This is a genomic window from Pseudomonas sp. 382 (assembly GCF_002759075.1).
GTDB classification, from domain to species: domain Bacteria; phylum Pseudomonadota; class Gammaproteobacteria; order Pseudomonadales; family Pseudomonadaceae; genus Aquipseudomonas; species Aquipseudomonas vlassakiae.
This window is the reverse complement of the sequence record NZ_PEMX01000024.1, coordinates 67,937-81,608: the sequence shown is the minus strand read 5'-3', so window position 1 is coordinate 81,608 and position 13,672 is coordinate 67,937. Positions and strand designations below refer to the sequence as shown.

The following is a 13,672-nucleotide window of genomic DNA, read 5'->3' as shown; positions in this document are numbered from 1 at the left end:
GGCCTGGACGAGTACATCCGCTACTACAACCATGACCGCATCAAACTGAAGCTCAATGGCCTGAGCCCTGTTGAGTACAGGGCTCAGGCTGCAGCATAGAACTGTCCAACTTTTAGGGGGCAGTCCAGTACTGCGCAGATTTCACGGCCAGCGGTGATCCTGTGGGAGCGGGCTTGCCCGCGAAGAGGGCCCGAAAGGCTGTTCATCTTTCCCGCAGCGCCTCGGTCCGTGCCTTGAGCACCGGCTTGAGCAGATAATCCAGCACACTCTTCTGCCCGGTGATGATATCCACCGTGGCCACCATCCCGGGGATGATCAGCAATGGCTTGTTGTCCCCACCCAGGTGGTTCTTCTCGGTCCTCACCTGAATCAGGTAGAACGCATTGCCCTTGTCATCGGTGACGGTGTCGGCGCTGATCAGCTCCAGCTTGGCCTTGAGCCCGCCGTAGATGGTGTAGTCATAGGCACTGAACTTGACCATCGCCGGTTGCCCCGGGTGCAGGAAGGCCACGTCTTGCGGGCGCACCTTGGCCTCGATCAGCAGGTTGTCTTCGATCGGCACGATCTCCACCAGGTCGCTGCCCGGCTGCACCACGCCGCCAATGGTGTTGACCTTGAGCAACTTGACGATGCCGCGCACGGGCGATACCACTGTGGTGCGGTTGACCCGGTCGTCGATGGCGATGCTGGTGGCGGTGATCTTGGACAGCTCGGTGCGCTTGTCATTCAGCTCTTTGGCTGCGTCCGAGCGGAAGCTTGCATCAGACTCCTCGATCTTGCTCTTGATCTCGGCGATCGCTGCCTCGGCGCGGGGAATGGCCAGGCTGGTGGCATTGAGCTGGCCGCGGGCTTCCACGGTGCGTTGCTTGAGGCGCAGGATCTCCACCGGCGAGATGGCGCCCTTGCTCACCAGCGGCGCTGACATGTCCGTCTCCTGCTGCAGCAGTGCTACGGCCGAGCGGTACTGGTCGACCTTGGAACGGAACTCGGCCAGCTCCTGGTTCTTCTGCCGCAGTTGTTCGTTGAGGGTCTGTTTTTCGCTGGCCAGGCGCCGCTGGCGCGAACCGTACAGGGCGATCTCGTCTTCGGCGACCTGCGGCGCCTTGGCACGTACTTCATCCGAAAGCACGAACGGGCGGCCCTCGGCTTCCGCCGACAGGCGCTCGACCTGGGCGGTCAGGGCATAACGGTCAGCCTCGCTTTCGCCTTTGTTGGACTTGAAGCGGGTGTCGTCCAGGCGCAGCAACGTGGCGCCTTTTTCGACCATCTGCCCTTCGCGCACGAAAATCTCGGTAACGATGCCGCCTTCGAGGTTCTGCACCACCTGCACCTTGCTCGACGGGATGGCCTTGCCTTCGCCGACCGTCACTTCGTCGAGCACCGCCAGGCTGGCCCAGACCAGCGCCACCAGCAATAGCGCGGCGGCCAGCCACACGGTCAGCCGCGACAGGCGTGGCGAATCCTGCAGGGTGGCGCCGGCCAGTTCCGGCATGTAGTCGCGTTCGGCCCGTTTGTCGGCGCCATGGCTGCTACGGATGTTGTGGCTCAAGGACATGCCTACCTCACTTGTCTCAGTGGCAAGGCGCGGTCCCTGTGGGAGCGGGCTTGCCCGCGAACACCGGCAAAGCCGGTGCCACACACCGCGGTGTCTGCTTCGCGGGCACGCCCGCTCCCACAGGGTTGAGTATGTTGAGTCAAAGGGCCGAGCCGATACGGCCCTTGCGCAAGGCGTCGACAACCGCATCCTTCGGCCCGTCGGCGACGATCTTGCCGTTGTCCAGTACCACCAGCCGCTCCACCAGGCTGAGCATCGCGGTGCGATGGGTGACCAGCAGCACGGTCTTGCCTGGCACCCAGCTCAGCAGGCGCTGGCGCAGTTGCTCTTCGCTACTGTTGTCCATGTGGCTGGTGGGTTCGTCGAGGATCAGGATCGGCGGTTCCAGCAGCAGTGCGCGAGCCAGCAGCACAGCCTGGCGCTGGCCGCCGGAGAGCAACTGGCCGCGCTCGCCTACCGGGCGGTCGAAACCGTTGGGGTGTTGCCGGGCCAGCTCGCTGACGCCCGTCAGTTCGGCCACTTCGAGCATGCGCGCATCGCTGATGTGGCGGGCGCCGAGGGTCAGGTTGTCGCGCAGGCTGCCGGCCAGCAGTGACAGGTCGTGGGCCACGTAGCCGATCTGGCTGCGCAGGTCGGCGATGTCCAGCTGGCGCAGGTCAAGGTTGTCCAGCAGCACCTGGCCTTCGTCGGGGTGATGGAAGCCCATCAACAGGCGCCCGAGGGTGCTCTTGCCCGAGCCGCTGCGGCCGATGATGCCGATGCGCTCGCCGGGGGTGATGGTCAGGTTCACATCGTGCAGTGCCGGGCTGACTTGCCCCGGGTAGCGGAAGGTGATGTGGCTCAGCGCCAGACCGCCCTTGAGCGTGGTGTGCTCCAGGGCCTGCTGATCGAGCTGACGTTCCTGGGGCAGGGCCATCAGTGCGTCGGTGCTGCGCATGGTCAGCTGCGCCTGTTGGTAGCGGGTGATCAGCCCAGCTATCTGGCCGAGCGGGGCGAGGACGCGGCTGCCGAGCATGTAGCTGGCGACCAGGGCGCCAACGCTGAGGTTGCCGGCGATGATGCTGTACACCCCGGCAACGATGGTGGCCATGCCGCAGAACTGCTGAATGAACAGCGTGCCGTTGCTGGCCAGCGACGACAGGTTGCGGGCGTGGGCGTCGAGGCGGGCGATGGCGGCGTTGGTGTGCTCCCACTGATACTGGCGTTCGCTTTCGGCGCCGCAGGCCTTGAGGGTTTCCAGGCCGCCGAGGGTTTCGATCAACAGCGCCTGGCGCACGGCGCCGAGGCTCAGGCTTTTTTGCACGGTGTCGCGCAGGCGGGCCTGGATGGCCAGGGCAAAGCCTACTGCCAGCGGGAAGGCGATCAGCGGGATCAGCACCAGCCAGCCACCGAGCAGGCCGATCACCAGCAGCATCAGCGCCACGAAGGGCAGGTCGATGATGCTGGTCAGGGTGACTGCGGTGAGGAATTCACGCAGGCCCTGAAAGTCATGGATGCTTTGGGCGAAACCACCGATAGTGGCGGGCTTGGCCTTCATCGCCATGCCGGTGATGCGCTCGAACAGGGTAGCGGAGAGGATCAGGTCGGTCTTCTTGCCGGCCTGGTCCAGCAAGTGGGCGCGGACCATGCGCAGCACCAGCTCGAAGGCGGTGCCGATGAACAGGCCAGCGACCAGCACCCACAAGGTCGACAGCGCCTGGTTGGGGACCACGCGGTCGTACGTCTGCATCACGAACAGCGGCACCATCAGGCCGAGCAGGTTGATCAGCAGGCTGGCCAGCAGGGCGTCGCCATACAACCAACGTGAATGGCGCAGGGTGTCGCGGAACCAGGCGTTGACCCGCGGCAACAGCGGTGAGCGCACATCTTCGAGGGTATGCCGTGGGCGGGCGAACAGGGCGTGGCCGCTGTAGGCCTGCTGCAGTGCTTCGCGCTCGACCCATTGTTCGCCGCCTTCAGCTTCGCAGGGCAGGATCAGCGCTCGGCCGTCATCGCCCCAGCGCTGCAACACCGCGCTGCGGCCATTGTCGAGCAACAGCAGCACTGGCAGGTTGAGCGCCGAGATATCATCCAGCGCCCGCTCCAGCACCCGCGCTTGCAGCCCGGCACGCGCCGCAGCCCGCGGCAGCAAGTCCGCGCCCAGACGTCGCTGGGCCAATGGCAGGCCGCTGCACAGGCTGGCGCGGCTGGCCGGGCGGCCATGCAGCCGGCAGAGTATCAGCAGGCCATCGAGCAGCGGGTCATCGACATCCGGGCGCGGTTGCGCACTTTGCATACTGGTCACGATGGCCTACTCCCGCCAGGTGGATGGTTTTGCTGTGCAGGCGATCCGTGCCAGTGCGGGCGACGCTCAGCGCATGTCGGGCAATCTGGCTTCGGTGCGGACGTCGTTGTTGGCGATAGCCTCTGGTGGTAACGAAATGCGTTGCTTGCTGAGCAGTTCACCCATGGTCGCCAGTACCCGGTACATCGAATACTCTTCGGTATAACGCACTTCGGTGTAACGGCGGTTGGCGTTGTACAGCTCGTTTTCGCTGTCGAGCACGTCGAGCAGGGTGCGCTGGCCCAGGCCGAACTGGTCCTGATAGGCGGCGCGCACGCGCTGAGTGGTCTCGGCGTATTCGCGTGCGGTCGGGGTCTGCTTGCGGGCGTTGTTCATCGCGTTCCAGGACAACCTGAGGTTTTCGGTCAGCTCGCGCAGGGCATTGTTGCGGATGTCCAGGGCCTGGTTGATCTTGTGCGCGTCAGATTGCAGCCGGGCTTTGTCACTGCCGCCACGGAACAGGTTGTAACTGAGCTCGACGCCGGCCTGCCAGTCGTTGTTGCTGTGGCCTCGCTCGCCGCCGATGTTGTTGTTGGCACCGGTGGCCAGCACCGCGTCCAGACGCGGGTAGAACGGCGACTTGGCCACTTCGTATTGCTGTTCCGCGGCATTGACGTCGGCCTGGGCCGACTTCAGGTAAGGGTTGTTCTGGCGCATGGCTTCGCGTGCTTCGTCCAGCGTGCCTGGCACATCAACCTTGATCGAGCGCGGCCCTTCCAGTTCGTCTGGCATCTGGCCGACCACACTATAGAAGTTGGCTTCGGCATCGGCGAGGTCGACTTCGGCAGTGTCCAGGTTGTTTTCTGCAAGGGCGCGACGGGCGCGGGACTGATCGAGGTCGGCGGTGCTGCCGACACCGCGTTCGCTACGCAGGCCGATCTGGTCGTTGACGCGCAAGTGCGCCTGCAGGTTGTTCTTGGCCAGGTCCACAAGCTCCCGGCGCTTGAGCACTTCCAGGTACACCTCCACGGTGCGCAAGGCGACATCCTGGGCGATGGCCTGGGTGTAGTAGGCGCGAGAGGTCGCCACCGCCTCGGTGCGGCCCACTTCATTGGCGGTGTTGAAACCGTCGAAGATCATTTGCCGCAGGCGCAGTTCCGACTGTGTGTAGTTGAGGGTTTCCTTGTTGTGGTTGGTCGTGCCGTCCGGGTTGATACCACGGGTGTTGAGGTTGTCCGAGCGCTGACGCCCATAACCTGCCACCAGATCCACGGTCGGGTAGTAACCACCGCGGGCGAATTTGACATCCTCATCGGCCGAAAGCTTGCTGTTGCGATTGGAGCTGATCTGCGGGTGGTAATCCACGGCACTCTGGATGGCTTCGTTGAGGGACATCGCCTCGACGTTCGTGCATGCCATGGCTATCAACATGGCGCTGGCGAGGGGGGTTAAAACGCGCATGGGGCTACTTCTCCCTGGTCACAAAAAATTCCTGCTTTTCGCCAAAAAAATGACGAATTTTATTATCCAAACCGTTTCATGTTTGTAACAACAGAGCTAAGAACATTTGACGGGCGATCTAAGAAGATTTTTTCATAATGGTTATGCGAAAAAAAACTTATGCGGTCTAAGGAAAGCAAGACATTGTTTCATCCAAGTGAATTCGCGAGTCGTTACAGGGCGCGATGTACAAGCACTGCGGCAAGTTCCATATTTTTTGCAGCTAAGGACGTAGAGGGGTTAGGTGAAAGCAGTATTTGGCGACAAAAAATTGGCAGAAATTGATGGCCAACTTACATTATTACTATCGCCAAAGTAGTGCCTGAGCGTACGAGTCTTACCGTCGAACGGTTTCGTAGCCCATGCCTGCACCTGCCTGCGCAATGTCACTGGCTGATGTAGCCCACCAGTAAGGGGAGGCGTGCGCTCATGGCTAAGTATGTCGGTGTGGTCAGCAAGGTGATTGGCCAGGTATTCGCAGTCGCCAGCGATGGAAGTCGGCGCCCTTTGATCGAAGGTGACCGCCTGTTCGTGGGCGAGCAGCTGGAGACGGGGGCTGCAGGGGCCGTGGCGGTGCGCCTGCAGAACGGTGCCGAGTTGACCCTGGGCCGCGACAGCAGCCTGGAGATGACGCCAGACCTGCTGGCCAACCGGGCCCCCCATGCACCGGCCCACGACGTAGCGCCGAGCGACGCACAATTGAGTGATGTGGAGCGTATCCAGCAGGCGATTGCCGCAGGCGACGACCCGACCCAGAGCGCCGAGGCAACCGCCGCCGGCTCAGGCAGCCCTAGTGTCTCCGGGGCGCTGGGGGGTGGTCACAGTTTCGTCATACTTGATGAGGTCGGCGCCCGTGTCGATCCGGTGGTGGGCTTCCCGACGGCAGGTTTCAATGGTTTTCCCGAACTTGCCAACCGCGAAGTAGGCGGCCTCGACCCCAGCAATGGCAGTACGCTCAACGGTCGGCCCGTGGCAGGTGACAACGGCAATGGCGGCACGGGACCTACGGAGCCGACCATCCCGTCAGTAGACGAAAATCATCCCGTCACCTTGCTGGGCCTGAACATCGCCCCGGGTGAACTGAGCCTGAACGAGGCGAATCTGCCACTGGGTTCTGCCAGTGATGCGATGGCACTGACCCAACAGGGCCGCTTTACCGTGGTGGCACAGGATGGCGTGTTCAATCTCAGTGTCGGTGGCATCAATGTGGTGACGGGCGGTGTGGTGACGGGCGTTGGACAGTCGATCACCACCGGGCTAGGTAACATCCTGACGATTACTGGCTACAACCCTGACACTGGCCAGGTAAGTTACAGCTATACACTCACTGCATCCGGACAACATATCGAAAACGATGGGGCCAGGTCGTTGACCGAGCATTTGCAGGTGCTCGTCAGTGACAGTGACGGCGATTTCGCCCAAGGCTCGCTCGATGTGATCATCCATGATGATGCGCCGCAGGCATTCGATGACAGCAACGCGGTGACGGCAACCGAACAGCACGTCGAGCTGACCGGTAACGTGCTGGGCAACGATATCCAGGGCGCTGACCGCGTTGTTGGCGGCCCTGTGATCGCCGGTACTTACACCGGCACCTACGGCACGTTGGTCCTGGCCGCAGACGGATCCTACACCTACACGCTCAACCCCAACGCCCCGGACTTCAAGAACCTTGGCGGTGGCGGCGAGGGTGTGGAGCATTTCACCTACACGATCAAGGACGCTGACGGCGATACCAGCACGGCGACCCTGACGCTGAACATCAGCAACCTCAACGACCCGGTGACCCTCAACGGCCTGGACCTGCAGAACGGCGAGCTGACCGTCTACGAGAAGAACCTGAGCGACGGCACCTCGCCGGATGCGAATGCGCTGACCCAGCAAGGCACGTTCAAGGTCACTGCACCGGATGGCCTGCAAAGCCTGAGCGTGGGCGGCATCGCCGTGGTAACTGGCGGCGTGGCCGTCGGCTTCCCGCAATCGCTGGTCACGGCGCAAGGCAACACCCTGACCATCACCGGTTACAACTCTGCCACCGGGGTGGTGAGCTACAGCTACACCTTGACCGACAACGGCAGCCACCCGGACGGTGCCGGTACCAACAGCCTCAGCGAACACTTCGACGTGGTCGCCAAGGACGTTGATGGCAGCACTGCCACCGGCAGCCTGGATGTGAACATCGTCGACGACGTGCCGAAAGCGGTGGACGACAGCAACGCGGTGACGGCAACCGAACAGCACGTCGAGCTGACCGGTAACGTGTTGGGCAACGATATCCAGGGCGCTGACCGCGTTGTTGGCGGCCCTGTGATCGCCGGTACTTACACCGGCACCTACGGCACGTTGGTCCTGGCCGCAGACGGATCCTACACCTACACGCTCAACCCCAACGCCCCGGACTTCAAGAACCTTGGCGGTGGCGGCGAGGGTGTGGAGCATTTCACCTACACGATCAAGGACGCTGACGGCGATACCAGCACGGCGACCCTGACGCTGAACATCAGCAACCTCAACGACCCGGTGACCCTCAACGGCCTGGACCTGCAGAACGGCGAGCTGACCGTCTACGAGAAGAACCTGAGCGACGGCACCTCGCCGGATGCGAATGCGCTGACCCAGCAAGGCACGTTCAAGGTCACTGCACCGGATGGCCTGCAAAGCCTGAGCGTGGGCGGCATCGCCGTGGTCACTGACGGCGTGGCCGTCGGCTTCCCGCAATCGCTGGTCACGGCGCAAGGCAACACCCTGACCATCACCGGTTACAACTCTGCCACCGGGGTGGTGAGCTACAGCTACACCCTGACCGACAATGGCAGCCACCCCAACGGTGCCGGTGCCAACAGCATCAGCGAACACTTCGACGTGGTCGCCAAGGATGTCGATGGCAGCACCGCCACCGGCAGCCTGGATGTCAACATCGTCGATGACGTGCCGCAGGCGAGCGCGGATAGCACCAGCGTGGTTGAAGGCGGGACAGCCACAGGCAATGTCTTGTGGAACGACAAACTGGGTGCGGACCAGGCGGGCACCAGCAATGTCGTGATCGGTGCGCGTGCCGGCTCCGATACGTCGACATCGGCCATCGGCAATCTCAACACCGAGATCCTGGGCCAGTACGGCACCTTGACCATTGATGCGGCGGGTAATGCGGTCTATCACGCCAACCCGAATGCGGTGCTGCCGCAAGGCGCCAGCGACGTTTTCGTCTACACCATCCGCGACACTGACGGTGACGAGAGCACCACGACCATCACGATCAATGTGCAGGACTGCTCGCTCGTTGCCGGCCCCGTGGGCGGGGTAACGGTCCACGAGAGCGCTCTGGATACCCATCAGGATGGCGGTGACCTGGCCGCAGGCAGCGTCACCGGCAGCGACCCGGACTCGACTCGTGAAACCGCTTCCGGCAGCTTGGCAGGCTCTGCCAGCGGCGGTGTCGGTGCGTTGACCTACAGCCTGGTGGGCGATGCCACGGGCCAGTACGGTCAGCTTCACCTGAACGCTGACGGCAGCTACACCTACACACTTACCTCACCGGCCAACTCGCCGATCCACACCAATGACGGCCCCAACAGCGTGACCGAAACCTTCACCTACCAGGTGAAAGACGCGGTCGGCAATTCAACCACCAGCACCATTGTCATCACCATCGTCGACGACGTGCCGCAAGCCCACAGCGATTACACCAGTGTGTACAAGGGCGACGTAGTGCGCGGCAATGTGATGTACAACGATGTGGTCGGTGCCGATGTGCGCACTGATGGCAACTATGTGGTCGGCGTGCGCGCCGGCAGCGACACATCCACCTCGGCCATCGGCCAGCTGAACACCCAGGTGAATGGCCAGTACGGTTACCTGACCCTCGATGAAAAGGGCAATGCGGTTTACCACTCCAACCCGGACGTGGTGTCGCCGCGTGATGCAGTGGACACCTTCGTCTACACCATTCGCGATGCCGACGGCGATGAAAGTACCACGACGATCACCATCAACGTCCACAATTCGCTGATGGCCTGCGAGGACCGTGATGTCACGGTGTACGAAAACGCCCTGGACCTGCACAAGGACGGCAACGACCTGGCCGCCGGCAGTGTCACCGGCAGCGACCCGGACTCGAGCCGCGAAACCGCCTCCGGCACCCTGGTCGGCTCTGCCAGCGGCGGTGTCGGTGCGTTGACCTACAGCCTGGTGAGCGATGCCACGGGCCAGTACGGTCAGCTTCACCTGAACGCCGACGGCTCCTACACCTACACCCTGACCTCACCGGCCAACTCGCCGACCCACACCAATGACGGCCCCAACAGCGTGACCGAAACCTTCACCTACCAGGTGAAAGACGCGGTCGGCAATTCAACCACCAGCACCATTGTCATCACCATCGTCGACGACGTGCCGCAAGCCCACAGCGATTACACCAGCGTGTACAAGGGCGACGAGGTGCGCGGCAACCTGATGTACAACGATGTGGTCGGGGCTGATGTGCGCAGCGATGGCAACTATGTGGTCGGTGTGCGCGCTGGCAGCGACACATCCACTTCGGCCATCGGCCAGCTGAACACCCAGGTGAATGGCCAGTACGGCTACCTGACCCTCGATGAAAAGGGCAATGCGGTTTACCACTCCAACCCGGACGTGGTGTCGCCGCGTGATGCAGTGGACACTTTCGTTTACACCATTCGCGATGCCGACGGTGACGAAAGCACCACGACGGTCACCATCAACGTGCATGACCCGCGTATCGAAGTGTGCAGGGACGGTGGCGTCACGGTGTTCGAAAAAGCGCTGGACTTGAGCAAGGACGGCAGCGATCTCGCCGCAGGTACCGTTACCGGCAGCGACCCGACATCACCTCTCGAAACCGCGTCTGGCAGCTTGGTCGGATTGGCCAGTGGTGGTTTAGGCGCGTTGTCCTACAGCCTGGTCAGTAATGCTGTCGGGCAGTACGGCCAGCTTCACCTGAATGCCGACGGCAGCTACACCTATACCCTGACCTCACCGGCCAACTCGCCGACCCATGCCAACGACGGCGCCAACACCGTGACGGAGTCCTTTACCTACCAGGTCCAGGACGCCTATGGCCATTCGGCCACCAGCACCATCGTCATCTCCATCGTCGACGACGTGCCCCAAGCCCATTGCGATTTTGTCAGCGTGTACAAGGGTGACGAGGTGCGCGGTAATGTGATGTACAACGACGTGGTCGGGGCCGATGTGCGCAGCGATGGCAACTACGTGGTTGGCGTGCGTGCCGGTAACGACACCAGTACCTCGGCCATCGGCCAGCTGAACACCCAGGTCAATGGCCAGTATGGCTACCTGACCCTCGATGAAAAGGGCAACGCGGTTTACCACTCCAACCCGGACGCGGTGTCGCCACGGGATGCCGTTGACACCTTCGTCTACACCATTCGCGATGCCGACGGTGACGAAAGCACCACGACGATCACCATCAACGTGCACGATGCCAGCCTCGTGGCCTGCGGGGACCGTGATGTCACGGTGTACGAGAAAGCCCTCGACCTGCACAAGGATGGCAACGACCTGGCTGCGGGCACCACCGTTGGCAGCGATCCGACATCGACCGGCGAAACCGCATCCGGCTCGCTGGTTGGGTCGGTTTCCGGTGGCGTGGGGGCGCTGACCTACAGCCTGGTGGGCAACGCTGTCGGCCAGTACGGGCAGATCAGCGTCAACCCTGACGGCAGCTACACCTACACGCTGACTTCGCCGGCCAATACCCCGGGTGCCGATTCGGCAGTCGACTACTTCACCTACAAGGCCACCGACGCGCTGGGCCACAGCGTCACCAGCAACATCGCCATCACCGTTGTCGACGACGTACCCAATGCGGTCTGCGCCGAACGCAGCATCACGCCGGGCAAGCTGGATTCCAACATCCTGTTGGTGATCGATGTGTCCGGCAGCATGGATTCTGCTTCCGGCATACCCGGCCTGACCCGCCTGGACGCGGCCAAACACGCCATCGCTGCGCTGCTCGACAAGTACGACGGCATGGGCGACATCAAGGTGCAGGTCGTCACCTTCAGCGGTGGGGCGCACATTCAGTCGGCGGAGTGGGTCAGCATCGAGGTCGCCAAGTCGATCGTCAGCGGCTTGCATGCTGGCGGTTCGACCTACTACGACAGCGCGGCCACCGCTGCCCAGACGGCCTTTGCCCAGAATGGCAAGCTGGCCGGTGCACAGAATGTCAGCTACTTCTTCTCCGATGGCGAGCCCAGCTCCGGGCATGCCATGACCGCGCCCCGCGAAACCAGCTGGGAGACGTTCCTCGACAGCAATGGCATCAAATCCTACGCCATTGGCTTGGGTCAGGACGTCAACGCGGGCAACCTGAACCCGTTGGCCTATGATGGCAACAGCCATACCGACACCAACGCGGTGATCGTCAACGACTTCAACCAACTTTATGGCGTGCTGTCGGGCACCGTACAAGGTTCGCCGATTACCGGCAGCCTGCTAAGCGATGGCACCTTCGGTGCCGATGGCGGCTTCATCAAGGCCCTGCTGGTGGACGGCACCACCTACACCTATGACCCGAAAGCCAACGCGGGGCAGGGCGGTTACCTGGCCAGCGGTGGCGCCGACAACGCCAGCTTCGACACCACGGGCAACACCCTCACCATCAAGACCAGCCTGGGCGGCAGCCTGCTGGTGAACATGGACACTGGCGAGTTCACCTACACGCCACCCAATGGCAATGACAGCAGCCCGCCCGAGCGTATCGGCTTCATGGTCAGCGACAATGACGGCGATACCAGCAGTGCTGACCTGCTGATAATGATCAATGGCAACCATGCACCGGTGGCGGTGGCCGACCATGTCATCACCAACATCACCGGTTCCAGCATCACCTTGCCGTCCGAAGTGCTGCTGGCCAATGACAGTGATCTGGACAGCGACCACTTGAACGCGGAGCCGATCACCGTCAACACCCACTTTGCCGACAAGGGAGCCGGCTTCACGCTCGGCAATGGCGTGCCTGCCATCACCTTCGATGGCCAGGGCGATACGCTCGACAACCAGTTCAAGGCCCTGGACCGCAGTGCGTTCACCACTGCCGCCGGCAGCATGACCGCGGCGCTCGTGGTGCTCGGCTACCTCGGCAACATCAGCAGCAGCAACGCCAATGGCGAGGACGTGATCACCGTCAGCCTGCGCAAGGGCGAAACCCTGCAGTTGGACCATGATCGCCCCGACGGCAACCTGAGCCTGGAGTGGAAGGATGCCAATGGCAGCTACCAGCCCATCGCCGATGGTGGCAGCTTCACTGCCAGCCATGACGGGGTGTACAGCATCCATGTGGTCAATCAGGCCAACCCGTCGGACTACAGCAAGGCCGCCGAAAACTACAAGCTGAGCCTGGTGGTCGACTACAGCAATGCCGTGAACGAAGTGCATCAGGCCAGCTACACGGTCAGCGATGGTCATGGCGGCAGTGCTATTGGCGCGGTGGATATCACCTACCACGCCGGCACTACCCTGACCGGAACGGCAGGCAATGATGTATTGATGGCAAGCAACGTCGACACCCTCCTCGATGGTGGTGACGGCCATGATGTGCTGGTAGGTGGTTCGGGCAATGACACCCTGCACGGCGGCAACGGCAATGACCTGTTGATCGGCGGCCTTGGCAACGACCTGCTCGACGGCGGGGCGGGCAACGACACCGTCAGTTATGCCTCGGCCACTGGAGGGGTGACGGTCGACCTGAGCCATATTGGCCCGCAGGATACCGGTGCCGCTGGCATCGATACCTTGACCGGCATCGAGAACCTGATCGGCTCCGACCACAACGACACCCTGATCGGTGATTCCGGCGACAACCTGCTCAACGGTGGCCTGGGCAATGATGTGCTCAAGGGTGGCGATGGCAATGACATCCTCATCGGCGGGCCAGGCGACGACATCATGACCGGAGGCAACGGCAACGACGCCTTCGTCTGGCAGAAGGGCGACACTGGGCATGACACGGTGACCGACTTCACCCCGGGCAGCGACCACCTGGACCTGTCGCAACTGCTGCAGGGTGAGAATGCCACGGCGGCCTCGCTGGATGACTACCTGCACTTCAAGGTCAGCGGCAGCGGTACCAGCGTGGTCTCGACCATCGAAGTGAGCAGTGTGGCAGGGGCGGCGCCGACCCAGACCATCGACCTGGCAGGGGTCGACCTGGCCCAGCATTACGGGGTGACCGCGGGGGCGGGCGGAGTGATTTCGGCAGGGCAGGATACTGCGACCATCATCAACGGGATGATCAATGATCATTCGTTGAAGGTGGATACGGTCTAATTTGCCTGTGCCGGCCTCTTCGCGGGCACAGGCGGTAGCAGGGC

General features: G+C 62.5%; 5 protein-coding genes. 2 read left to right on the top strand and 3 right to left on the bottom strand.

The annotated features are described in order from the left end of the window. On the top strand, positions 1-99 hold a 99-nt coding region (locus CQW31_RS22365; protein ID WP_143524211.1), incomplete at its 5' end, for an IS3 family transposase. A gap of 103 nt (positions 100-202) precedes the next feature. Here CQW31_RS22365 and CQW31_RS22360 read toward each other — a convergent pair. From CQW31_RS22360 to CQW31_RS22350, 3 genes are all read right to left on the bottom strand, one after another. Further along, on the bottom strand, positions 203-1,555 hold the full coding sequence (locus CQW31_RS22360) for an HlyD family type I secretion periplasmic adaptor subunit (protein ID WP_099815427.1): 1,353 nt from the start codon (positions 1,553-1,555) through the stop codon (positions 203-205). A gap of 139 nt (positions 1,556-1,694) precedes the next feature. Further along, positions 1,695-3,830 carry a type I secretion system permease/ATPase gene (locus CQW31_RS22355; RefSeq protein ID WP_099815426.1) on the bottom strand — a complete coding sequence of 712 codons (2,136 nt, stop codon included), beginning with the start codon at positions 3,828-3,830 and terminating at the stop codon, positions 1,695-1,697. A gap of 75 nt (positions 3,831-3,905) precedes the next feature. Then, a complete protein-coding gene (locus CQW31_RS22350) occupies positions 3,906-5,279 on the bottom strand; it encodes a TolC family outer membrane protein (protein ID WP_099815425.1) in 1,374 nt (457 codons plus the stop codon). Positions 5,280-5,747: 468 nt separating this feature from the next. On the opposite strand from CQW31_RS22350, the gene CQW31_RS22345 reads away from it, so the two are divergent. Continuing rightward, positions 5,748-13,628, top strand: a complete 7,881-nt coding sequence (locus CQW31_RS22345) for a retention module-containing protein (protein WP_099815424.1) — start codon at positions 5,748-5,750, stop codon at positions 13,626-13,628. The last annotated feature ends 44 nt before the right edge of the window (positions 13,629-13,672 follow it).

Coding starts and splice junctions, on each gene's coding strand:
- CQW31_RS22355 (WP_099815426.1), bottom strand. CDS start 3,830: ATGCAAAGTGCGCAACCGCGCCCGGATGTCGATGACCCGCTGCTCGAT.
- CQW31_RS22350 (WP_099815425.1), bottom strand. CDS start 5,279: ATGCGCGTTTTAACCCCCCTCGCCAGCGCCATGTTGATAGCCATGGCA.
- CQW31_RS22360 (WP_099815427.1), bottom strand. CDS start 1,555: ATGTCCTTGAGCCACAACATCCGTAGCAGCCATGGCGCCGACAAACGG.
- CQW31_RS22345 (WP_099815424.1), top strand. CDS start 5,748: ATGGCTAAGTATGTCGGTGTGGTCAGCAAGGTGATTGGCCAGGTATTC.